19 protein-coding genes and 1 pseudogene are annotated in these 24,662 nt (G+C 46.8%); 9 read left to right on the top strand and 11 right to left on the bottom strand.

Translation table 11 applies throughout. The annotated features are described in order from the left end of the window. Positions 1-167 precede the first annotated feature (167 nt). From QFZ48_RS07125 to QFZ48_RS07095, 7 genes are all read right to left on the bottom strand, one after another. Positions 168-545, bottom strand: coding sequence for a CoA-binding protein (locus QFZ48_RS07125; protein WP_370910923.1), 378 nt, complete (start codon positions 543-545; stop codon positions 168-170). Between the two features lie 109 nt (positions 546-654). Beyond that, positions 655-1,080: a hypothetical protein gene (locus tag QFZ48_RS07120; RefSeq protein ID WP_429061728.1), complete on the bottom strand. Its 426-nt coding sequence runs from the start codon at positions 1,078-1,080 to the stop codon at positions 655-657. 59 nt (positions 1,081-1,139) lie between these two features. Next, the gene (locus QFZ48_RS07115; RefSeq protein ID WP_079469472.1) at positions 1,140-1,646 is read right to left on the bottom strand and encodes a GbsR/MarR family transcriptional regulator; all 507 of its coding nucleotides are present in this window, start codon (positions 1,644-1,646) and stop codon (positions 1,140-1,142) included. A gap of 177 nt (positions 1,647-1,823) precedes the next feature. Further along, the gene (locus QFZ48_RS07110) at positions 1,824-3,485 is read right to left on the bottom strand and encodes a pyruvate dehydrogenase complex dihydrolipoamide acetyltransferase (RefSeq protein ID WP_429044650.1); all 1,662 of its coding nucleotides are present in this window, start codon (positions 3,483-3,485) and stop codon (positions 1,824-1,826) included. A gap of 118 nt (positions 3,486-3,603) precedes the next feature. Beyond that, the gene (locus QFZ48_RS07105; RefSeq protein ID WP_429061726.1) at positions 3,604-5,622 is read right to left on the bottom strand and encodes a DNA polymerase III subunit gamma/tau; all 2,019 of its coding nucleotides are present in this window, start codon (positions 5,620-5,622) and stop codon (positions 3,604-3,606) included. Positions 5,623-5,699: 77 nt separating this feature from the next. Then, entirely contained in the window at positions 5,700-7,826 is a 2,127-nt protein-coding gene (locus QFZ48_RS07100; protein ID WP_429061724.1) for a M48 family metallopeptidase, read from the bottom strand. A gap of 140 nt (positions 7,827-7,966) precedes the next feature. Further along, on the bottom strand, positions 7,967-9,133 hold the full coding sequence (locus QFZ48_RS07095; protein ID WP_429061723.1) for a hypothetical protein: 1,167 nt from the start codon (positions 9,131-9,133) through the stop codon (positions 7,967-7,969). 62 nt (positions 9,134-9,195) lie between these two features. Here QFZ48_RS07095 and QFZ48_RS07090 point away from each other — a divergent pair, with 62 nt between their 5' ends. Both QFZ48_RS07090 and QFZ48_RS07085 read left to right on the top strand, forming a co-directional pair. Continuing rightward, on the top strand, positions 9,196-9,837 hold the full coding sequence (locus QFZ48_RS07090) for a hypothetical protein (protein ID WP_429044661.1): 642 nt from the start codon (positions 9,196-9,198) through the stop codon (positions 9,835-9,837). A gap of 9 nt (positions 9,838-9,846) precedes the next feature. Continuing rightward, the gene (locus QFZ48_RS07085) at positions 9,847-10,359 is read left to right on the top strand and encodes a GNAT family N-acetyltransferase (protein WP_429061721.1); all 513 of its coding nucleotides are present in this window, start codon (positions 9,847-9,849) and stop codon (positions 10,357-10,359) included. A gap of 95 nt (positions 10,360-10,454) precedes the next feature. Here the strand turns inward: QFZ48_RS07085 and QFZ48_RS07080 are convergent, their stop codons facing one another. Next, positions 10,455-11,969 carry a DUF6600 domain-containing protein gene (locus QFZ48_RS07080; RefSeq protein WP_429061719.1) on the bottom strand — a complete coding sequence of 505 codons (1,515 nt, stop codon included), beginning with the start codon at positions 11,967-11,969 and terminating at the stop codon, positions 10,455-10,457. A gap of 328 nt (positions 11,970-12,297) precedes the next feature. Here QFZ48_RS07080 and pnuC point away from each other — a divergent pair, with 328 nt between their 5' ends. Together pnuC and QFZ48_RS07070 are read left to right on the top strand one after the other, a co-directional pair. Then, positions 12,298-12,945 carry a nicotinamide riboside transporter PnuC gene (gene pnuC, locus QFZ48_RS07075; protein ID WP_429044669.1) on the top strand — a complete coding sequence of 216 codons (648 nt, stop codon included), beginning with the start codon at positions 12,298-12,300 and terminating at the stop codon, positions 12,943-12,945. A gap of 4 nt (positions 12,946-12,949) precedes the next feature. Beyond that, positions 12,950-13,825 carry a DUF4349 domain-containing protein gene (locus QFZ48_RS07070; protein ID WP_429061718.1) on the top strand — a complete coding sequence of 292 codons (876 nt, stop codon included), beginning with the start codon at positions 12,950-12,952 and terminating at the stop codon, positions 13,823-13,825. Positions 13,826-13,862: 37 nt separating this feature from the next. On the opposite strand, the gene QFZ48_RS07065 is transcribed toward QFZ48_RS07070, so the two are convergent. After that, complete coding sequence (locus QFZ48_RS07065) at positions 13,863-15,089, bottom strand: metallophosphoesterase (protein ID WP_429044675.1); 1,227 nt, start codon at positions 15,087-15,089, stop codon at positions 13,863-13,865. A 343-nt stretch (positions 15,090-15,432) separates the two neighbouring features. On the opposite strand from QFZ48_RS07065, the gene atpD reads away from it, so the two are divergent. Continuing rightward, entirely contained in the window at positions 15,433-16,935 is a 1,503-nt protein-coding gene (gene atpD, locus QFZ48_RS07060; RefSeq protein WP_370910911.1) for a F0F1 ATP synthase subunit beta, read from the top strand. Positions 16,936-16,994: 59 nt separating this feature from the next. Then, complete coding sequence (gene atpC / locus QFZ48_RS07055; protein ID WP_079469459.1) at positions 16,995-17,252, top strand: ATP synthase F1 subunit epsilon; 258 nt, start codon at positions 16,995-16,997, stop codon at positions 17,250-17,252. A gap of 490 nt (positions 17,253-17,742) precedes the next feature. Here atpC and QFZ48_RS07050 read toward each other — a convergent pair. Next, positions 17,743-18,186, bottom strand: a pseudogene (locus QFZ48_RS07050) (YqgE/AlgH family protein); the annotation flags it as partial. A gap of 550 nt (positions 18,187-18,736) precedes the next feature. On the opposite strand from QFZ48_RS07050, the gene QFZ48_RS07045 reads away from it, so the two are divergent. Together QFZ48_RS07045 and QFZ48_RS07040 are read left to right on the top strand one after the other, a co-directional pair. Then, a complete protein-coding gene (locus tag QFZ48_RS07045; RefSeq protein WP_429044679.1) occupies positions 18,737-20,116 on the top strand; it encodes a sensor histidine kinase in 1,380 nt (459 codons plus the stop codon). A gap of 5 nt (positions 20,117-20,121) precedes the next feature. Continuing rightward, positions 20,122-20,934 carry a HesA/MoeB/ThiF family protein gene (locus QFZ48_RS07040; RefSeq protein WP_429044683.1) on the top strand — a complete coding sequence of 271 codons (813 nt, stop codon included), beginning with the start codon at positions 20,122-20,124 and terminating at the stop codon, positions 20,932-20,934. A 247-nt stretch (positions 20,935-21,181) separates the two neighbouring features. Here the strand turns inward: QFZ48_RS07040 and QFZ48_RS07035 are convergent, their stop codons facing one another. Beyond that, complete coding sequence (locus QFZ48_RS07035; protein WP_429061716.1) at positions 21,182-22,066, bottom strand: S66 peptidase family protein; 885 nt, start codon at positions 22,064-22,066, stop codon at positions 21,182-21,184. 156 nt (positions 22,067-22,222) lie between these two features. On the opposite strand from QFZ48_RS07035, the gene metG reads away from it, so the two are divergent. Then, positions 22,223-24,361: a methionine--tRNA ligase gene (gene metG, locus QFZ48_RS07030; protein ID WP_429061714.1), complete on the top strand. Its 2,139-nt coding sequence runs from the start codon at positions 22,223-22,225 to the stop codon at positions 24,359-24,361. Positions 24,362-24,662 lie beyond the last annotated feature (301 nt).

Raw genomic sequence — 24,662 nt, 5'->3', positions numbered from 1 at the left:
TGCTATAATGCCTGCCTGCTGAAGTAATTCCATGCGCTAATTGGGTCAACAATATGGGATGCGTTCATTGGGGAATAACAGCAATATTTACGAATATACGAAAAAGCTGTTAGCAATAGCCAACAGCTGTACATTAAAAAAATAAGAAGATTCAGAAAATAAAACGGCTAGAACTGCCCCGTACTAAGCATTACAAGGGTACATGCTTCCACCGGCTGAATATTATGCTCCCTGGCAATATCTTCCAGTTCGGGATTTTCTGCTCCCGGGTTAAAGATGATACGGCGGGGTTGCAACTGCAAAATATAATCATAATATTCTTTCTGTGCCGCCGGGTTCAGGTACATGGTAACCGTATCTACTTTTTCGAGCGGCGGATGCGCGGTAATCACCGGCGTATCACCAATGGCGGCGGCCCGTTTGCCGATCGCCACTACCGGGTGCCCTTTGGCTTTGAGCCGGTTCACGGCCAGGTTGCTGTATCTTTCCGGGTTGGGCGATGCGCCCAGTACCACGGTGAGCTTTTTATCGTTATTGGTTTCCATATAGCTAATTTACGGAATTCACCACAAGTGATAAGCGCTCCGGGGCAGATGCGCGAGTACAGCCGGTGCCCGCAGCAATAACAATACGTTTATTTTGCATAAAATGAAGTTAAACCGGGGTGGAAGTAGCCCTGCTACGGAGGGTAACAATACATCTCCGTATAGTTAATACCGTTACAGACAATATCAGCGCCGGCAGCACAATATAAAAACTGGCGTAAACCAGCCATCCGTAAATATTGAAAAAATCGATAGATCTGAATACCCGTAATTTGTTTGCCTGTACGAGGAGAAATAAGGTTCCTATAATAGAGAACAGTACGCACTGGAGTCTTCGTAGCATCCTGTCATCAGGAGCTGTTTTCCTTAGTATAAAATTGATAACGCCTGCAGAGAATTGCCAGGCCAGGAGGATGAAAGTAAGATACGGCGGCAGGGAGAATTTGGAAAAAACAACAAGATGAGTCAGATCAATCGCGCAAATAACAGTCAGGAGCCCTTGAACAATGCCGTCTACTATATAATATAGCTTCATCTTTCTTTTTTATTTGTTTGGAACTTTCAGAAATAAATGAAAGTAAGGCCCAAAAAAAATTACTTAATGAGTTTTATCAGGCTGCTGTAGAACCAGTTTTCTTCCGATTTAATAAATGCACTGATCGTCTTATCCGTTTGCTGGGCAAACTTGGTGATATTGGAAATAGAATCCTTAAAAGCTTTCATTTCCTTATCTTTCGGATCACCTTCCGCCTGTTGCAGCTGTAACAGCACTTTCATGATAGGATCCAGTTCGCGCTTCTTTCTTTCGCGGGCAATATAAGTAGCCACCTTCCAGATATCTTTCTCTGCTACAAAAAATTCTTTTCTTTCTCCCGGGATGAGGATACGTTCTACCAGCCCCCAGTTAATGAGTTCCCGCACATTCATATTGGTGTTTCCACGGGAAATGTTCAGTTCCTCCATGATATCATCGGCACTCAACGGGTCGGGCATTACCAGCAGTAAAGCGTGAATCTGGGCCATCGTACGGTTAATACCCCACTGGGCACCTAATGAGCCCCAGGTTTGAATAAACTGCGCCTTTGCTTCCACTAAATTCATGTAGGTTATTATTTTATAGCGTTTGACAATTTACAAGGTCAAATGTATATCAAGTTTTTGAACTTTCAAAAGCTAATGAAACATTTTACCGGTGAATGACGGGGCATACAGCCGTCTTCCGGGCACAAAAAAGGCGAAGTATACACTCCGCCTTTTCGTATTGCTATTACAATTAGTTTATACCAGCATGGTTACCGGGTTTTCCAGGAACCCTTTCAGGGTAGCCAGGAAACGCGCGCCTACCGCTCCGTCCACACTTCTGTGATCGCAGCTCAGGGTCAGTTTCATGATGTTGGCTGTTTTTATCTGGCCTTTCTCCACCACTGCAGTTTCAGTGATATTACCTACCGCCAGGATCGCTGAATCCGGTGGATTGATGATCGCCGTGAATTCGTCGATACCCAGCATACCCAGGTTGGAGATACTGAAGGTATTGCCGCTGAATTCCTGTGGCTGCAGCTTTTTGTTTTTGGCTTTGTCGTACAGGCCTTTCGCATCAGTGGCAATCTGGCTGAGTGTTTTCTGATCTGCAAAGCGGATTACCGGAACAATCAAACCTTCTTCAATAGCCACAGCAGAACCGATGTGTATATGTTGGTTCTGACGGATAAAATCGCCCATCCAGCTGCTGTTCACTGCCGGATGCTGACGCAGTGCCATGGCAGAAGCCTTGATCACCATATCGTTGAAGGAAATCTTAACAGGGGAAATTTCGTTGATGGATTTGCGCGCTTCTATCGCCTTATCCATATTCACATCTATTTTCAGGTAGAAGTGAGGAGCGCTAAATTTGCTTTCGCTGAGGCGTTTAGCAATTACCTGGCGCATTTTGGTCAGCGGAATATCTGTGAAGCCTTCCTGGCCGGCAGGTACAAACGCCGGAGCAGCAGGCGCTGCGCCGCTTTGTGCTGCCGGAGCCGCCTTGGCTGCAGGAACATAGCTATCTACGTCTTTTTTGATAATACGGCCACCGTCACCTGAACCAGGAACCTGGCTGATATCGATGCCCTTTTCCTCTGCCAGCTTCTTAGCCAGCGGAGATGCTTTCACACGGCCATCGGCGCTGGTGGTTGCAGCAGCAGGAGCCGGAGTTGCCGCCGGAGCAGCAGTCGTGCCATTCTGTGATGGGGCAGCAGGTGCGGATGGAGCTGATGCTGCCGGGGCAGCGCCTTCAGCAGCCAGGATCGCATCTACATTAGTACCCTGTTTGCCCACAATGGCTATAATGCCGTTTATTTTGGCCGCTTCGCCTTCCTTCACACCTATATATAATAAGGTACCGTCGGCATAACCCATTACTTCCATGGTCGCTTTATCCGTTTCCACTTCAGCCAGTACATCGTCATTCTTCACAACGTCGCCTACCTTTTTGTTCCAGGCAACTATTTTACCTTCTGTCATGGTATCGCTCAGGAGCGGCATACGGATAACAGTAGCATTTTTCAGCGCTTCTTTTAATGCAGCGTCATCAGCCGGTGCAGCAGCAGCCGGAGCAGCCTGTGGTGCAGGTGCAGCAGCAGCAGGTGCAGCATTAGCAGCAGGCGCCGGGGCAGCAGCAGCTGTTTTACCTTCACCTTCCAGCAGGGAAGTGTAATCTTCTCCGGGTTTACCTACAATGGCAATGATCCCGTTTACCTTTGCTGCCTTTCCTTTTTCAACACCTATATAAAGGAGGGTTCCTTCTACGTAACCCATCACTTCCATAGTGGCTTTATCCGTTTCCACTTCAGCAATTACATCGTCTGCCTTTACTGTATCGCCCACCTTTTTATGCCATTCCGCAATCACCCCTTCCGTCATCGTATCACTCAAAAGGGGCATTCTGATAACTTCTGCCATAGTGCTTTATTCAAAATTTTGTTCAAACCTACATGTTTTTGCGCAAAAACGCAAAGAAGGAATTGTAAACTGTTTAAAAATGTCTGTCTATCGTTAATATTTAATCAGCGCAATCACGCTAGAAGTCTAACTCCATGTTCAGCCGGTCTTTCAACTCTTTCACCAGCGGGTATTTTTCCGCCATCTGCTGGAATTGCTCCCGGCTGGAAAGCGGCGCCGGACCTATATCCTGAGTCTGCTGACTCTCATCCAGCTGCAGGGTGAGCACAATGGCCGGATTGTTAAATTTCTTCTTCAGAAACTCAGCAATCACGAGCTTTTCTTCTTCCATAAACCGGAATTGCACAATGTTCCGGCTCACAATTCCCACCTCCGTAGTGCCCAGCAGTTTCAGTTGCGCCAGCTGCAAATTGCTTACCACCGTCATTTTGTTGGCCTGCCGGTACAGATCAATAAATTCGTCCCAGTACACATGGATCGCTCCCATCGTAAGCGGCGTCGACTGCACATGGGTGGTTCCCTGCTGTTTGGCAGCCATCGCTTCTTTCATGGCAGCCAGCCCTGTTAGTTTGCTGGCCGGAGCAGCTGCGGAGGTGCCGCCGGCCGCAGGTGCTCCGGTGGCAGGTGCGGGCGTTGCAGATACAGGGCTGGTTGCCGGCTGACTGGCCACAGGCGCCGTTGCCGGTTCGTGGGTAGCAGTTGAATGCCCATTGGAAGGTATTGGCTGCGCAGGAGCAACGAATGCAGGTGTGGGCGGTGGCGCAGGTGCTGCCACAGGGGCCGCTGTTGTTACAGGAGCCGCTGTTGTCACAGGAGCCGCTACGGGCGCCGTTTGCTGCGGAGCAGGCTGAACCGGCGTGTCTACCGTTAAACGTGGTCCCGGCACCGTGCCGATACTCTCCGTAGTAGCCGGATTCCCGGTAATGGTTTTAGCAGTTACCGGCTGGGCCACAGGGGCCCGCAATTTCTGCGGGGGAGAACCATCAGCTACCAGCTTTTTTTTTGACACCTCCCCGTTACTGTCATCACTGACCAGGGTTACTGCCTGTTGCAGAAAACACAGCTTAATCAGCGCCATCTCCACATGCAACCGCTTGTTACGCGCCATGCGGTAGTTGATCTCCGTTTCATTCAGCAGGTGAAGGGCAGTGATCAGGTAAGCAGGACTCACCTGGCCCGACAACTGCTTATATCGTTCTTTCAGGTTACCGGAAACCTCCACCAGGTGAAGAGCCTTGTCTTCTTTACATAACAGCAGGTTACGCAAAAATTCCGCCCACCCGTTCAGGAAATTATCCCCTTCAAAACCTTTCTGTAAAATTTCATCGAATATCAGCAGGGCATTGGCTACGTCCTGTTGAAGCACAGAAGCCATTACCCGGAAAAAATAATCGTAATCAAGAATATTCAGGTGCTCCAGCGTATTCTGGTAAGTAAGATGCCCGCTCGTAAAGCTCACAATCTTATCCAGCGTACTCAGGGAATCACGCATACAGCCATCTGTTTTCTGTGCTACCAGGTGCAGGGCATCTGTTTCAGCCTGGATATGCTCTTTGGTACATATCTCCTGCAAGTGGTCTACCGTGTCCTGTATGGTAATACGTTTGAAGTCGAAGATCTGGCAACGGCTCAGGATCGTTGGCAATATTTTATGCTTCTCCGTAGTGGCCAGGATAAAAATCGCATAGGATGGCGGCTCCTCCAGGGTTTTCAGGAAAGCATTGAAAGCTGAGGAACTAAGCATGTGTACCTCATCTATTATGTAGATCTTGTATTTTCCCGCCTGTGGCGCAAAACGCACCTGCTCCACCAGGGTACGGATATCATCTACCGAGTTGTTGGAAGCAGCATCCAGCTCATGAATGTTGAAGGAGCTGCCCTCATTAAACGACTTGCAGGAATGACACTCATTACAGGCTTCCCCATCCGGCTGCAGATTTTCGCAGTTAATGGTTTTGGCCAGGATACGCGCACAGGTGGTTTTCCCTACTCCGCGAGGCCCGCAAAACAGGAAGGCATGCGCCAGCTGGTTATTGCGGATGGCATTTTTGAGAGTGGTGGTAATATGTGCCTGTCCTACTACAGTTGAAAAGTTCTGTGGACGGTATTTACGGGCTGATACGATAAAATTCTCCATATGACTGCTACGCTTTCGCGAGCGCCGAAAATACGCACAAATTCAGTAAGAGAAAAATGCACAACAGGAACAGCGCTTCAAACGGGGTACGCTCCCGGTTCTAAGGTTAAAATAAATTCCAGATATGATTTTTTTAGTAATATGATTCCGTTGTTGAAATGTTCCATCATCGCTGAACTGATTTCATGTAACTCCTGGATAGCCACATAGTCGGGGATCATATCCTGTATAAAAGTGCAATCATGCTCCCTGAATCTTTTCAGCTTTTCCTCCATACCTTCGGGAAAACTGCCGAACAACGCACCCTGCTGAATGTTTTCCGTCATCATCCGGAAACCCCAGCACTCGGCCGACAGCTCATCAAAAAGCGCCGGCAGCGATTCGATATCCTGTTCGCCGGAATTAAACAACAGGCTGATACAATGAATGATCCGGATCACCTGCTCATTCAGCTGTTGGCCGGTTTGCTGATACTGCAGGATCTGGGTGTATTTCTCCTTAAGCAGGGCCGCCTTAGCCGGACTTTGCTGCATGGCAACGGTATAATGATACCGGAAGGCGTGCTGATCATGACACTGCAGCCACGCCTCTTCGGACGTAACCTGCGCAGATAACATCCGGGCCAGCTGCTTTGCCCGCGCGGCACTGTATTTCTGTCCGTCAAATTCAAAATAACTGGTCTGAAACTGCCCGCTGCTGATAGCCTGCAACGTTTCCTCATCCTGACGGTCACGGTAAAAAGCCCGCATCCTCATAATAATATCAGGATGATAAAGCGCCTGTAAACTGCCGGCGGTTATTTCCTCCGGTGGCAACAGCCGGGTAAACTCCTCACTAATGCCGCAGAATGGCCGGTTATCATAGTAATCATTAAATGCTTTCGGATATTCGTATAACCGGTGCCGTTGCGAAAGCTCTTCAATGTAGGCGGCAGGAGTGATCTCCGTAAATGTTTCGTCACTGTTATGTACCGTGAAATTATATATCAGCGAAGTCATGTGCTGCTGCACATTTTCCGGCTCATTAAACAGGTTCCAGGCACTAAGGCTGACCGGCTTACAGGAAACATTCGCCGCTAAATAATGCGCCTCCCGCGCCTCCCTGGAAAGATGCGAAGTCCACTGCTCCCGCAGCTGCACCCGGCTCTTCAGAAAAGTATGGAAATAATTGTCGGTGATAACCGGTAATCCGGCAGCATCCACTGCGAGATGGTTCTGTGAAGCATAGTAACGGATCATGGCCCGCTGCGCCGTAAAAATATTGGCAAACCGCAGCGTTCTTTCTGCAAGATCCGGTACTTTATGAAAACAATGATCCAGACAGTATCCGCCCATTTCCAGCCGCCGTAAACCGCTGATAGCTGTTTCTGTACTGGTAAGACTCACAGCTACTGTATCTGCATGATATTCCATCTCCCTGCTTAATTCCAGGTACTGCCGGTTAATGATCGCATATATCTTCCGCAATACATACTGCATTCCGTTCAGTATCCTCGTAGTAATATGCGCAAAGAAACTTAACAGGCTGCTGCCACTGCTCCAGCGGGCCTCTATTTCATCCCACCGTTCATTTTCATACAGCATATTATACAACATCTTATTCAATGCATAGATGTAGCTGCCCAGTTTCATACTACGCTGCGAGAAATGTGCAAACTCATACGCCAGCAACATCTTAAATTCACTCACGTTTACACTATTAATTAACCCTAAACCTATTTCGAGGTTTTTCCCCACCGGCCAGAATAAACTCAGAAAACTGGAATGATAGAATACCGTAGTATGCATATCCGGTACAATAAATACTTTCTTCGGAAAACTGATGCGCGTGTCCTTCACCAGCTGCGTAATAAAATCAAATAAACGGGGATGATGATCCCGGAAGATCTGCATACGGTAAGGGTTACCCGCAGAACGTTTGTTGAAAAGAAATTTAATGAGAAAAAACAATACCATCCCACCCAGTAAAATGAAACTGAGTCCGATGATGCCGGTGCTCCAGGCCGGATAAGCGCGGAATAACATAATCCCCCCCGACACACAGGCCACAGCCAGCGCAACGGTTGCCAATAGCAGTACCACGTAGAGAATAAAGAACAACACCACGCAGCTGACGGCTTTCGTTATCTGTTGCCTGAATAGTAACGTGGGCTGAATAAGTGCCAGATCCGCGTTATCAGGGCACTCAGGGTATAAGTTGGTCATAACAAAACATCAGGTTAGATACGATTGTAACAGCAAAAGAGATTTAAATGTTACATAATATTCATAAACTTATATACTCCCCCAATGCTCCCATATATTCATATGAGAGATGTATATACCCCGCTCCGGCGGATTATTTTTTATGCCAGGATCGGATGCCTTTTATATGGAGCCGAGCGGTCAAATAAATAACGATAGGTGGCGAGCCTGCGGGTTGGCGTAGCACCAAGCCCCTCGGCCACATTCTGCATTCTCGGATTAAAATCACCAATCCACTGCATTTCATAATCTTCATAATGAGACATGCTGCTCTGAATTAATTTCGCCCCTTCTACAATCATATAAGCATCCACGCCCTTCCCCTGGAATTCAGGAACTATACCAAATATAATTCCCACCATCTTTTTGCAGTAACCGGTTTGCTTTAACCACAGGAACTTCAGCTTTTGTAACAAGCCAAATTTCCCGTTCATATGTTTTATATACTGGTTCAGATCCGGTAAATTCAGCCAGATGGCAATAGGATCGTCGTTGTGATAAACGAACCACGCTATCTTTTCGTCCATCAACGGCTTCATCTGCTTAAACAGCGCTAGCACCTGCGCTTTCCCCATTTCCTTTCCACCCATGTGCTGCGCCCATGCCTTGTTATACACAATGCTGAATGCCTCGGCAAACCGCGGCAGATCATTCTTCCGGATATGCACCGCCCTGAAAGCCGGATCAGCTTCAATAGCTGCATGCCGGATAAAGAATTTTGGCAGCAGCTGGTCACTAACCCTCATTCCATAACAAAGTTGGTGGAAGAAAAGTTGAAAACCATACTGCTCAAATAAACGGATGTAATAGGGAGGGTTGAAATTCATGCAGTATAATGGCTCATGAAACCCTTCTGTAAGCAATCCCCACCAGTTATTGCGCTCCCCGAAATTAATAGGACCATCCATCGCTCCCATGCCTTTTTCCTGCAGCCATTGTTTGGCCGTATCAAAAAGCAGGTTGGCTGCTTCCTGTTGATCTATACAATCAAAGAAACCTACACCGCCTACCAGGCACTCATCTCCTTTTGTCTTATATTTCTTGTTAGTAAAAGCCGCAATCCTGCCGGCTAACCGGCCTTTGTCATCTTTTAAAATCCATCTGATACACTCCCCATGACGGAATGCCTTGTTCTTTTCAGGATCGAAAACAGTATTAATATCTTTATCCAGCGGCCTTATCCAACCAGGTACATTTTTATTTAAATTCACATGCACGTCGATAAATTGCCGGGCGGTTTGTTCATTATTTACAATAATCAGCTGCATTGAAACCATTTGTACAAATGTAATAAAAATGCATTGGCATTATTTTTTCTCTTTCCCCTGATATGAAAAGAACTTATGTTTATCCCGCCATACTCCTGTTGCTCATCGTGGTATTTACCCTGGGCTATTGTCAGCAACAACGGCAAGTGCGCAAAGTGCTGTCCGAAAATCAGCGCCTGTGGAACGAAAACCGTGATCTGCGTAAAAGTCTGGATCAATCCGGGGCAGTTTCCCGGCAAATAACCGATCACCAGGAACTCCGCCAAAGGGTGGCCGGCCAGTTTATTGAACGCAGGGCTTATTACCGGCGAAACTGGCAACAGTTCATTGCCGTTACCGCCGGCGATTACCGCACAGGGCTGCTGGGAGGGATCAAAGACCTGGATATTATCGTAAGAAATCAAACAGAATACCCGCTGGATAATGTAGTAGTCAGCGTTTCCTACATGCGCAACAACAACGAAGTTTTTAAAACAGAACGGTATACCATCAGTAATATTCCGGAGAAAGGTACCCGCAGCATTGCAGCCTCCAACAGCCGTAAAGGCAGCAAGGTGGCCGTAAAACTGATCAGCATTACCAGCCAGCCAATGAATTTCTGCTGGGCTGCCGATAAACCTGCCCCCGCCGGCAATCCCGATCCGTTCGAGTGTGTACCCTCCGTTAAAAATATACCGGCGCCACCAGCACAGGATAATCAGTAACTTCGCCGCATGATCCGGCTAATACCCACCACCATCGCCAATGAAGCGACCAGGGATTTGTATGAAGAAGCATTTCCCGAAGAGGAAAGAAGACCCTGGAACCAGCAGGTGCAGCTGGTCGCATCCGGGAAACTGCAGCTATTGCATATTCACCGCGAAGACGCTTTTGCCGGATTTATTTTCTACTGGAACCTTCCTGAATTTAGTTTTATAGAACATTTTGCTATTCATCCCGGCACAAGGGGAGGAGGAGCCGGAACACAGGTAATGCAGCTGATGGAGGCGCAACTGAACGGAATTGTACTGGAAGTGGAACCGCCTGTAACGGAACAGGCTATACGTAGAATTAAATTTTATGAACGACTGGGCTACCAGGCGTTTGCTGAATCCTATCACCAGCCTCCGTATCATCCCCACTATCCGCCGCTGGAACTGCGCCTGATGCAGAAAGGACTAGCGCCCGCTGCTGCTATGTTTCCAAATATAAAGGAACAGTTGTATAAATACGTTTATAACAAATAAAAAAAGTACGAATGAGATACAAGGCATTAATGATGTAATCTCACAAACATCTTTGCCGCTGTTATCATTCGTACTTTCGTTATGTCAAAGGAAGTTTATCCTACACGTGAAGGACGTTCCCCCTGTTGTCTGGGTTGCTCCTGCTGCCGTTGCTGTTGTTGTTGCTGCTGTTGCTGTTCTCTTTGTATCCTTTGCTGTTGTTGCTGTTGCTGTTGTCTCTGTTGCTGTTGTTGTTGTTGCTGTACCCTCTGCTGTTGTTGCTGTTGCTCCCTTTGAACCCTTTGTTGCTGTTGCTGCTGTTGCTGTTGTTGTTGCTGCTGAGCCCTCTGCTGTTGTTGCTCCCTTTGTACCCTTTGCTGTTGTTGCTGTTGCTGCTGCTGTTGTTGTTGCTGAATCCTCTGTTGTTGTTGCTGTTGGTCCCGCTGTACTCTCTGTTGTTGTTGCTGCTGTTGAACTCTCTGTTGTTGCTGTAACTGCTGTTGCTGTTGTTGTTGCTGGATCCTTTGCTGTTGCTGTTGTTCAGCAGTTCTGTCTGGTGTTACTCTCGATGGCCTGTTAAAGTTACCCGGGGTATTGTTATTACCCGGATTCGCATTATTAGCCGGATTTGCCGGCTGGGTAGTAGTTCCCTGCCTTACTCTTCCTCCGTTGTTATATGGAGGTATATTTCCGGTATTGTTATTTCCAGGCTGATTCGCTTCTCCGGGACGTACCCGGTTACCACCATTGTTATTATTATTACCCGGTTGGGTAGTATTGCCCGGTGTAACACGGCCCGGACGATTGTTGTTGTTATTATCTACTGCCTGCACCGGTCTTGTACGGTCTACCTCACGTCCTCTCTGGATAGCTGCGGCATCCGGGCGGTATATACGCAACTGGTTATTCTCTAGTCTTCCCCCGGTTCCCGGTCTGTTGGTATTTTCCACTCTCACTGGTCGTACTGCCTGGCCGGAATAACGTTGTACTTCGTTGGCACTCGGACCGGTATATACTCTTCTTCCTCCGTAATTATTAGTGTTGTTGATAACAGTGGTGTTGTTAATGATCGTAACGTTCCTGCTGTTATTAACGTAGTAGTTGTTGATCCGCGGACTGTTAATGTACTGTCTTGGTACAAATGCCCAGTAATCAGCTGGTGCATTATAAGAATATTGCGGACTCATTGGCGCCCATCCATAATAGTCACCACCGGTTCTCCAGCTAACCCAGGCCGGACCCCAGTCGTAACCCGGTACCCACATCCAGCCCTGGAAATCGTCATATAACCAGCGACCGTAGTGGAAGGCTGCCCAACCCCACGCGTAATCAGATACCCAGGTCCAGCCATAGTCGGTGTATACCCAGTGCCCGTTTGTATAGTAAGGTCTGAAATCACGGCCCGCATTAGGGATCCACACCCTGTCGTATCCGGGGTAACTTACCCAGCGGCCGTAAGGACTCAATTCATCATAAAAAGAAATCGATCCGCTCACCTGCACCTGCGGTCCGCCGGAGTAGGATGAGCCATATTGATCATCATATCCGGGTGCATACGTTGATGCACAACTGCTGATGAATGAACCTATAAATAAAAGTAATATTCCTGTGTGTTTTAATAAACTGTTCATAACTCCTGTTTTTTAGTCCTGATAGGTATTGTTGTTTGTAAGACTCTGGAGATGTAATGAATGCTGCGTAAAATTGTGTTTATATCGACAAGCATTTTTTAATGGTCTGTGAATAAAGTATAGAAGGCGGAATCATTTTAAATTGTTAAAGGATTATGTTAAAATTTTTATAACGCTTTGCTGCAGTTACAGCGTCATATATATCATTAGACAAAAATGGTTCCAATTTCGCAACCGCTGTAAGAGCTTGCATTACAGCCGGTAACAGAAGCATATGCGGAATAATAAAACATTCCTGTAATATTGCAGCAGCTCACTTAAATCAAAGATGGCTTCCTTTTTCAGTATTCATCATATTTTCTTTACCACGCTGGGATATCCGGTCAGTTATGTGGAGTTTATCGGCACGGTCACCGGCTTGTTATGCGTATGGCTGGCCGCAAGGGATCATATCCTTACCTGGCCGGTGGGGTTGGTTAACGTGAGTTGCTTCTTTGTATTGTTCTGGCAATTGCAATTGTATGCCGATATGTTCCTGCAGGTATACTTCTTTGCCACCGGGGTTTATGGATGGCTCTTCTGGTACAGGAAGCAACCGGAAAATGAACCTGTGTATGCATTGCAGCCCCGTCATCGCTGGTGGCTGGGAATTGCAGCCCTGCTGCTGTCGGCAGCTACCGGCTATGTTATCAGCCAGCTGCACCTGTGGTGGCCCCACGTATTTGAACATCCCGCAGCATGGCCCTATACCGATTCACTGGTGGCGGTTTTAAGCGTGATCGCCAATATCCTGCTGGCGAAAAGGATCTGGGAAAACTGGCTGCTATGGGTAACGGTAGATGCAATAGCTACCTTTATTTATTTTCAGAAAGATGTAAAGTTTCTTGGAATAGAATACTTTATTTTGCTCATCATTGCCGCCATGGGACTGGCAAAATGGTTGAAAACATATAAACAACAACTTACCAATAAATAACCCTATGCTTACTTTTAAACAGAAATTCCGTCGTATAGCCCTTACATTTATAGCCATTTTTGTATTGATGTTCCTCTGCAGGATCGGGTATGGTTACCTCTATAAAGGCCGCCAGCAGGAAGCATCCGGTGAAAATGATTTTTTATCCGGCGTAATGAGGCAACAGAAAAATTATGCATCTGAAAAAATAAAAGCCTTTAACCCACAGAACAATGCACCGGATATGGTTTCCGGCAATCAGAAGTATGAAAAAGTAGCCAATGTACGGGCGAAATCATCACAGTTTTCGGAAGATGAAAAACTGCTGCATGGCACCATTAAAAAATTTGATGCCATTGTACAGTACGAGCAGCAATCCGGCAACAGCGGGAACCGCCAGATACAACTGCTGATAGGCGTTTCGCCTCAAAAGTTCGATTCGTTTTACCAGGCAACACAAGGGATCGGAGAAATAAAATCTACCGAAATAACCAAAACAGATAAAACAAGCGAATACCGTAAACTAAATGCCCAAAAGGCTTCCCTTGAAAATTCACTGGCTTATTTTAATGAACTGAAAAAGAAAGAAGGCAAAATAGAGGACTTTATCCAGCTGCATAACCAGATCTATGAAGTAGAAAAGGAACTGCAGGGCCTGGGCGTGGAGCTTGGCAATTTCGCAGAAGAAAATGAATTTTGTACCGTGCAGTTCTCCATGTATGAAGGCGCCGCCGTTAAAGGTATTGCTTTTATTACCCGTGTAAAAGTAGCGCTGGAATGGACTATCAAGTACTATGCATTGCTGGTAGCGGCCATTTTCTTTGCCGCAGGGAGCGCCTGGTTTTTACTAAAGCTGTGGGAACTGCTGAATGGCTGGATATTATCCGGCAAAAAGGGTTAAAATAAAATGGCGGAGTCCCCACTCCGCCATTTTGTACTTACACGGTGTACTCACCCACTTTGGTGCCGTCGTCTCTCAGCATGGTTAATACCAGTTGCTGCTGATCGGCTTTTATCTTTATCAGGGTACGATTACCTTCTTTGGGCCCGCCGCCAATGATGAGCGGGTATTCATGCTGTCCTTTTGCCGGGGCATACACGCCGTATTTATGGGTATGGCCGCAAATGAGGATATCAATTTTGTGTTTGTTAAAGAGGCCGCCAAACATTTCGCGGCAATGTTTTACGCCATGCCACTCGCCGGAGTGGTAGTGCGGAATGTGCATCATCACTACTTTATGTTTCGCTTTCCGGAAGGCCGGACTTTGCAGTTGCTGCTCCAACCAGCGGGCCTGCTGTTCCCGGTAGGCGTCGAAGTCAACGATGCCCGCGTATACAGGATGCTCATCTTCTTTATCTTCTCCTGTATCCAGCACAATAGCCGCCACCGGCCCTATATTAAAGGTGAAATAATTGTTATGGCCCGGGTTGTCAAAATACTGGTGCCATTCCCTGGCATATTTGCCGCGGGTTTCGTGGTTTCCCCTTACATACATAAACGGGGTTTGTGTGGAAAAGGTATCACCGCAGGGAGTGAGCATATGATCAATGATCTGTTGCTCATCGGCCTGGTAGTCAAATACATCTCCGTTAAAAAACACGAAATCATAAGGATCATCGCCGTTCAATTTCATCAGGTGTGGGATGGAAGCCGGCCGGTCGTGGATATCGTTAATGATCACCCAGGACACTTCTTTCGCCTTCGGATCAGGAGCGGTGAAGGTGTAGGTGGCGCTTTCTATGGTTTCGCCATAGGTTAGCTTATACGGTTCAAAGGAAACAATGTCTTTTGAGCATACCTTATAGCTATACTTTTTTCCAGGCTCCAGCTGGTCCAGTTCTATGCGGTGGAGGCGGTTATTGGCGTCTACCAGTCCGTTTGTAACGCGGTGGGCTTTTTTGCTAAGCTGCCCGTCTGTTCCGTATTCCACCCAGCTGTAGCAGGGGCGGCTGGTGAGCCACATCACTGAAATGGTATGCGGACCAGGATACTGGAGGTACGGTTTGCAGAGAAAAGCGTGTTCAGCAGCTGTCGTGGTGGATGTTGCTGACAAGATGCCAGCTTTGGCGGCGGCCGGTACAATGCCGGTGATGCCCAGTAATCCTGCTTTGGAAAGGTTGCCGAGGAATGACCTGCGGGATTGTTCACTGTTTGACTTTATCATATTTATATATTGTATATATCAGGATAGCGATTTAAAAATAGTAAAGGAATTAAGAAAAGGAAGCTATTTTTATATGAATGGCGCCTGTAGCTTCACGTTATTTATGAATAATGAAAATATATAATTTGACAGGCTCCGCTTTGCATTGCCGGGGTATAAAACTTTATTAATGATAAAATCGGCGAAAAATGCGGTGGGAAAAGGTTTTTTTTCATCGTTAGCGTTTTGATTTTCACCCATTAACTCTTACCTTTGCGGCAAATTTTGGAAACTGTATACATGCAATTGTGTGCGGTTTTTGGAACAGTAACATTTTAGTATTTTTATAAACCTCTTTAAAAATATGCCTAACACAGGTAAGATCAAACAAATTATCGGTCCCGTGGTGGACGTGCACTTTGATGACAAATTGCCCGAAATCTACAGCGCATTGGAAATTACCCGCGAAAATGGTCAGAAGGTAGTATTGGAAGTACAGCAGCACCTGGGTGAAGACAGTGTTCGTACAGTGGCAATGGACTCCACCGACGGTATGGTTCGTGGCATGGCTGTAGTTGATAAAGGCGCGCCTATTAAAATGCCGGTTGGCGACCAGGTGAAAGGACGTTTGTTCAATGTGGTAGGTGAGGCGATTGACGGTTTAGGTGATATCGATGCTTCAAACGGTTACCCTATTCACCGCGAGCCGCCTAAATTTGAAGATCTGGCTACCGAAACAGAAGTACTGTTCACTGGTATTAAAGTAATTGACCTGATCGAACCCTATGCAAAAGGTGGTAAAATCGGTTTGTTCGGTGGTGCCGGTGTGGGTAAAACTGTATTGATCCAGGAACTGATCAATAATATCGCAAAAGGTTACGAAGGTTTATCCGTATTCGCCGGTGTTGGTGAACGTACCCGTGAAGGGAACGATCTGATGCGTGAAATGATCGAAGCAAACATCGTTAAATACGGTGACAAGTTTAAAGAATCAATGGAACACGGTGACTGGGATGTTACCGCTGTAGATAAAGAATTACTGAAACAATCACAGGCTACGTTTGTGTTTGGTCAGATGAACGAACCTCCCGGAGCACGTGCGCGTGTGGCCTTGTCTGGTTTAACACTGGCAGAATATTTCCGTGATGGAGATGGCACTGCAGGTGGTGGTAAAGACATCCTGTTCTTCGTAGATAACATCTTCCGTTTCACCCAGGCAGGTTCTGAAGTATCCGCGCTGTTAGGCCGTATGCCTTCTGCCGTGGGTTACCAGCCAACACTGGCTACTGAAATGGGTCTGATGCAGGAACGTATCACCTCCACTAAAAATGGTTCCATCACTTCCGTACAGGCCGTTTACGTACCTGCGGATGACTTAACGGATCCGGCTCCGGCAACAACCTTCTCCCACCTGGATGCTACCACCGTATTGGATCGTAAGATCTCCGATCTCGGTATCTATCCGGCTGTGAGCCCGCTGGACTCTACTTCCCGTATCCTGTCTCCGTCTATCGTGGGTGAAGCCCACTATAACTGTGCACAGCGCGTGAAAATGATCCTGCAACGCTATAAAGAACTCCAGGATATCATCGCCATCCTCGGTCTGGATGAATTGAGCGACGAAGATAAGCTGACAGTATCCCGTGCACGCCGTGTACAACGTTTCCTGTCCCAGCCATTCCACGTAGCAGAACAGTTCACCGGTCTGAAAGGCGTACTGGTACCAATCGAAGAAACTATCCGTGGCTTTAACATGATCATGGACGGTGAAGTAGATGAGTATCCTGAAGCAGCCTTCAACCTGGTAGGTAACATCGAAGCAGCTATTGAAAAAGGTAAGAAATTACTGGAAGCAGCGAATAACTAATTAAGTCAATGATCCCGGTTCCGCCGGGATCATTACCCTTCACCATTTACGATCATAACATGCTATTAGAAGTATTAACACCTGAAAGAAAAATATATGCCGGAGAAGTGTACGGAGTACAACTGCCGGGCATTGACGGTTCTTTTGAAATACTGGATAAACATGCGCCATTAATTGCAGCCCTCGGAAATGGTAAAATGAAAGTGCTGAAAGATAAAGCTCATGCAGAGTTCTATACCATCAGCGGCGGATTTGTGGAAGTGTTGCGCAATAAGGCTACCGTACTCGTAGAAGGCGCTGTAGCAGTGGAAAAATAAAGCATACCAGCTAAAATATAATAACCAGGCCGGGTAAGAATACCCGGCCTTCGTTTTGTCCTAACTATTCCAATCTTAGATGACCCGGTTAAGGACAGGACTGTCCACCGGGATTTCCTCCTATTCATTATGTACAATACATTACCTGCACGGCTATACGAGATATCCGCAGTAACTACATGTACATCAATAGACAGCCTCATCAAGGCTGTTTATATTACCTAATGAATGCCTTTGACAATAATCAGTTAGTGATCAGGTAAATGCTGGTATCGGTCTATAGAAGGAGCAAAATGTTCATAGGTTTTGCCTTCATAGGTGTATCTTATCGGTTATTAAATTACCTGAAAACGGGCTATGTAGCTGGTTTGAATCCCCAATTACTTTAGCAAGATATTTAATTTGTTTTAAATAAACAGCATTCATCCTGTTCATTTTTCACTTTAAATACCGGGCACAGCCCATCTCCTTCTGTCTCAGAATATTACCATTAATTTAAGGAAGGATCAATTGGATAATTTGCCATCATGGCAAAGGTACTGCCAAGATTTTTAAGGGATTGCTGCCATATTTGCTGCTCCCTGCGCTCAAATATCAGTGAAGTGTCGGTGTCAGATAAGATCCAGGATTTCTCCTTTACCTCTTCGTCCAGCTGACCCTCTGTCCAGCCGGAATAGCCAATAAAGAATTTAACCTTGTCCGGCTCCAGCAAACCCTTATTGATGGCAGCCACTACCTGGTCAAACCTGCCACCCCAGAAAACACCAGGCAATATCTCCTGCCCCCCGCTGATCAGCTCCGGATGCCGGTGCACAAAGTGAATGGTATCCATCTGTACCGGACCACCATAGTACACCGGGACATTGCCTATCAATACCTCGGGCACAAGATCACTAAGCGTTTGGTCAAACAACTTATTGATTACAAAGCCAAAACTGCCTTTTTCCTGGTATTCACAAAGAAGTACTACCGTGCGCGCAAAATTTGGATCTTTTTAAAAATGGATCAGCTATCAGCAAAATGCCGGGCGACAAAGTTACCATAGACAAACAATTTTATAGCCTGTTCAAATTTAACTAAATCATTGAATAGTAAAGTAAAAAGAAAAATGAGAGGAAAGTAGGAAAAATAAAAAAAGGAGGCTAGAAAACCTCCTTACCATTTTATCAACCAAAATCTAAATCGCTTATGGAACGAATCCACATCGATGTATGTAGAAAGTTTAATTACTTTGTTATGATCCTGAACTAATCAAATTTAGTACCAAGATTCTGAAGCAAAGGTAAGGAAAGAAGCATTAATAAAAACAGCAGTACCCAGTTAAAATTACGTTAAAGTGATGTTGTATTGCGGAGAATAAGTACAGAGGCAATATCCCGTCTGGAATTTTGTATCATAGTTGCTATAGCAAACATCTTTTTTAACATATTTTAGTATTTCTTCGCACTTATCTTTGAGATAATTAAAGCCTGACAAAAACTTACATGATACCACTGAAGAAGATTTTCCCCGTCATCGTTATCCTGATCACTTTGTCCCTGCTTGGAATCATTTATATCCAGGTCAGCTGGATCATCAGTGCCGTGCATATCAAACAGGACCAGCTCTTTCAGCGCGCTGTCAGTATGTCCAGGGACGTATATAACGATATGATGTACCGCCGCCAGGCTGCCATTATGTTTAAGCTCGATAACAAAGAAGGAGCCGCTACCAAAGGATTTAATCTCGACATTAACCGGGTACCCCAATACAGCGTTCCCTCCGTGAGCGACTTCTTTACTGTGCAGGAAGTGAAACGTTGCATCCAGAACAATATGAGGAAAAATCACCTCGATAGTTCCAGCTTCGAATTTGCCATCATCGGCACTGTTCCCGGCTCCGAATTCGGTACCATCCGGATGCAGTCGGCCGGGTTTGAAAAGATGTTCCAGCAAAATGAAGCCGACAGCATTAAAGAGAAGAAAGACTACCGCGTACAGGTGATCCTCCTGTCGGAATCCAATGATTTTAATCCACGGGCAGAAAAGCTTTACATCATCATGCCCAACGATGATTCGGTGGCCAAACAATTAGGTATCATGATATCAGGAGGCGTCCTGTTTACCATGATCATCATCACCGCATTTGCACTTACCATCCGCACCCTGCTCAATCAGAAAAAACTCTCGGAAATAAAATCGGATTTCATCAATAACATGACCCATGAACTGAAAACACCACTGGCTACTATTTCGCTGGCCATCGATGCTATCAGGAATGAGAAAGTAATGTCAAAACCGGAAAAAATCCAGTATTTCTCCGGCATCATCAAAGAAGAAAATAAACGTATGAACAAACAGGTGGAAAGCATCCTGCAATCCGCCCTCCTTGAGAAAGATGAAATAACGCTGAAACTCCAGCCGACTGATGTGCACAACGTTATTCAAAGTACCGCCGATAACCTCCAGTTGCAGCTGGCCACCAAAAATGGTGTGGTGGATCTTCAGCTGGATGCCATCAACCCCATCATCATGGCAGATGATGTTCACTTCTCCAACCTCATCTTCAACCTGATGGATAATGCCATCAAATATTCCAATGATCAGCTGGAGATAAGAATACAAACTTACAATACCCGCAAAAGCCTGTTCATCGTGATTGCAGACAACGGTATCGGTATGAGCCGCGACACTATTTCACGTATCTTTGAAAAGTTCTACCGCGCACATACCGGCAACGTACATAACGTAAAAGGCTTCGGCCTAGGACTCACATATGTAAAGGCCATTGTAGACGCACATAAAGGAAAAATTAAAGTGGAAAGCGTAGTAGGTAAAGGCAGCAAGTTTACCCTCGAATTTCCGCAGGAACTGGATAAAGGATAAAGCATATGATACTCAGCGAAAAAGAAATACAACATTTCAAAAATCCTATTGCCGTGCCGGGCATGGGCATCACCATGCAGGAGAAGCTCAAGGAAGCCCGCGTACTGGTAGTAGGCGCCGGCGGCCTCGGAAGCCCGGTGGTACAATACCTCAGCGCCAGCGGAGTGGGCGTAATCGGCATTGCCGACTATGGCGTGATCAATGATGAAGACATGCACCGTCAGCCCATCTACCAGATGCAGGACATCCGCAAACACAAAGCAAAAATGGCTGCCAGCCGCCTGTGGGCAGTCAACCCATATACAAAACATTACCCCATCCTCATGCAGGTAAAACCCGACAGCATCAACCTGATGCTGGTAGGATTCGACCTCGTGATAGATTGCACCCAGCATCTGCCCACCCACCTGGTGATCAACGATGCCTGCCTGGTACACAACAAACCTTATATCACCGGGGAAGTACATAACTGGATGGGCTGGTTCGCCGGGTTTAATATGCCCATGCCGGATGGCACCACTTCAGCATCCTATCGCTGCGCATTACCGCTCACGGAAGGCTACCGCAATTTCGATGCTGGCGCCCTTGGCGCTACCCACGGCGCCCTCGGTACCCAAATCGTTTGCGAAGTGGTGAAATACCTGATCGGTGTTCCCCTGGGCATCGCCGGCAAATTCTATGGTATCGACTACCTCCACAATCAAACCCAGGTTCACGACCTGCAACCCGATACCGCACTGATAGAAAGCACCCGCGCCGCTGGTGTCCTCACCGCGGAAGAATACGGCCTGGAGATCGTTCCTGACGTAGAGGACTAGTGCGGAAGCTGCCTGCCTCCGGCGCGGATTTTGTCTTTCTCGCTGATTACGCTGATTATACTGATTAGCTGGATTTTTACTTTTGGATTTTATAAAGGATTAAGGGAGACAGAAGCGGATATATTCGCTTTTATCTCCCTTAAATATTATTAATCTAAAAATCCAAAAAATCCAAAAGTAAAAATCCAGCTAATCAGTATAATCAGCGTAATCAGCGAGAAAGACAAAATCCGCGCCGATCCATCCGCTACACCTCCGCAAGCACGGTTGTGGCGCCTATCTTCAACTCGTGCTTCACACCAAGTTTGAGCGAGTAGTTGGCTGTCTGGTGTCCGCTCGGGAAACCAAAGCAAACGGGGAAGTCGTAGTCTTTAACCAGGTTACTGATAATTTCATACTCCGACTGGCCAAAAGGAGTATCTGTTTCTTTGCCATCCGTAAAGGCGCCTACTACCAGTCCGGCGAGGTTGTCGAGCCAACCGGCGCGTTTAAGGTTATACATCATACGGTCGATGTTATACCGGTATTCACCGATATCTTCCAGCAGCAGGATCTTTCCTTTGGTGTTGATTTGTGACGAAGTGCCGGAAAGGTTGGCCAGGATAGATAAATTGCCGCCTACCAGTATCCCGGTGGTTTTGCCTTCCCTGTTCATTGGATGCGCTGGTGCGGAGTAGCGGTAGGCTTTCCCTCTTAGCGCTGTTGCCAGGCTTTCTGTATATTCATTATCAAATGTATCGGGGGTAATACCGCTGCACATTACGGAATGCAGCGTGGCAATTCCAAAGTGCCGCTGCACATGCGCATGCAGCGTAGTAATATCACTGTAACCGCAAAGCCATTTGGGCTGCTTCCGGAAACGGGTGAAATCCAGTTTATCTATGATACATACCATTCCATAGCCACCACGGCCAAATATAATCGCTTTTATTTCCGGATCGTTCAGCATATCCTGTAACTCTTCCAGCCGTAGTTCATCCGGCGCGGAGAAGTTATGGAAGCTGGTTCCTACCGTGATACCGAGGTGTACACGGTAACCCCAGGAAATGAGTACGCCACGTGCATACTCCGCTGCCTGCAGATCCATTTTGCTACTGGGGCAGGTAATTCCGATCAGATCACCTTTTTTCAAATATGGCGGAATTTTTACCATTGTTCCTTTTGTTTACCTTTGCAGATTAGTTAGCGTAAATTCATTCTTTATTCGCTGACTAAGGTGATAAATTGTTATGGTGATTCCAAAAACAATCATTGATTTAAAGTTTATTTAAGCATTCTTTAAGAGAATATGGCAAAATTTAATAGATATTTAATAACTGCGGCATTACCGTATGCCAATGGCCCGGTGCACATCGGACACCTCGCCGGCTGCTACCTGCCTGCAGATATTTATGTGCGTTATTTACGTGCAAAAAAGGCAGATGTAAAGTTTGTTTGCGGCACAGATGAACACGGTGTTCCCATCACCATCAAAGCAATGAAGGAAGGCGTGAGTCCGCAGGATGTGGTAGATAAATACCATAAAATTATAGGCGACAGCTTTGCTGCAATGGGAATCTCTTTCGATATTTTTGCCCGCACCAGTGCTCCCATACATCACCAGACCTCCCAGGATTTTTTCCTGAAGATGTACAACGACGGTTTGTTTGAAGAAAAAGAAAGCGAACAGTTTTTTGATCCGGAGAAAGAAATGTTCCTGGCAGACAGGTACATTATCGGAACCTGTCCTAATTGTGGTAACGATAAAGCCTATGGCGACCAATGCGAGCGCTGTGGCAGAACCCTGAGCCCGGATGAACTGATCAACCCACATTCTGCGCTGAGCAATGCACCGCTGGTGAAAAAGAAAACCAAGCACTGGTATATGCCTTTGCAGAACTACGAACCGTGGCTGAAAGAATATATCATTGATGGTCATAAAGAGTGGAAGAACAACGTATACGGTCAGTGTAAAAGCTGGTTGGATAGTGGCCTGCAAAGCCGCGCCATGACCCGCGACAGCAACTGGGGCATCAAAGTACCCCTGCCGGATGCGGAAGGCAAGGTATTGTACGTATGGTTCGACGCCCCCATCGGTTATATCTCCGCTACAAAGGAGCTGACCGAAAACTGGGCGGAATACTGGTGTAAAGACGATACCAAACTGGTGCACTTCATCGGTAAGGACAACATCGTTTTCCACTGTATCATCTTCCCGGCCATGCTGAAGGCGCACGGCGGATTTGTACTGCCGGACAATGTACCTGCCAACGAGTTCCTGAATATTGAAGGGGAAAAAGTATCCACCTCCCGTAACTGGGCCGTGTGGGTAAACGACTATATCGAAGACTTCCCCGATCAGCAGGATGTACTCCGTTATGTACTTTGTGCTACCGCGCCGGAAACAAAAGACAACGACTTCACCTGGAAGGATTTCCAGGATCGTAATAACAGTGAGCTGGTGGCCGTTTTCGGCAACTTCGTCAACCGCGCAATGGTGCTGATGCATAAACTGTGTGGTGGAAAAGTACCTTCACTGCATCCTGAGTTCATGAACGACGGCGATACCGAAATGCTGAAAGAGTTCGGCCTGGCAAAAGAGAAGATTGAAACCAGCATCGAAACATACCGCTTCCGGGAAGCACTGTCTGAGGTGATTGAATTTGCCCGGAAAGGCAATCAATACCTCCAGAAAAATGAACCCTGGATACTGGCAAGCGTACTTGAAAAGTTGAAGAATGGAGAACAACACGCCAAATACCCACAGTACGAAGAAAAGGACATCGCATTTTTACAGGGTCGCATCGACATTTGCCTGCACATCGCATTGCAGATGACGGCCAACCTGGCGATCTTCTCGCATCCGTTCCTGCCGTTTACCGCGAAAAAGATCTGCCACATGCTGAAAGTGGTGGACCGTATGCTGGAATGGGACAACGCCGGCAGCGACAAACTGCTGAGTGTGGGCTATACCCTGCGTCCGCCGGAACTGTTATTCAAGCAGGTGGAAAACGACCAGGTAACCGCTCAGGTGGAAAAACTCCATGCAGGTTTAAAACAGGCGATGGATGCCGCCGCTGCAGCTGCGCCCGCCGTGGAAGAAGCGCCTCCCGCCCCGGTAAAGCCCGAAATTCAATACGACGATTTCGCTAAACTGGACTTGCGCGTAGGAACCATTTTGCAGGCAGAAAAAGTAGCCAAAGCCGATAAATTACTGAAATTGCTGGTAGACATAGGTACCGAACAACGTACCGTCGTTTCCGGTATCGCTATGCACTTCAACCCGGAAGACATTGTAGGCAAACAGGTAACCCTGGTAGCCAACCTGGCCCCCCGCAAAATGCGCGGAATTGAAAGCCAGGGCATGATCCTGATGGCGGAAGACAATGGCAAGCTGATTTTCGTAAACCCCGCCGAAGGTGTAAAGCCGGGCAGCGGAGTAAGCTGAAACCCGGCAGGGTAGCTGGTTTCCAGATCAAGTCCACGTCACCTCCGTGTACACTGCACGGATACTCCGGGTGTAAAGCAGGTGCAAAGCGAATACGAAGTAATGGCGAAGCCTTCATAAAGCCGGTATAATTTGCGGATCGGAGCGTAGTTTGTCTTTCTCAGGATTAAACTTATTACACTGATTACGCTGATTTGATCACTTTTGATTTTAAAAGATTCAGGGAGATATAAGCGAAAATATCCGCTTATGTCTCCCTGAATCTTTTAAAATCAAAGGAGGTCAAATCCCCTAACCGGAT

The organism is Chitinophaga sp. W2I13, from assembly GCF_050434005.1.
GTDB lineage: Bacteria > Bacteroidota > Bacteroidia > Chitinophagales > Chitinophagaceae > Chitinophaga.
This window is presented reverse-complemented; position numbering and strand designations above follow the sequence as displayed.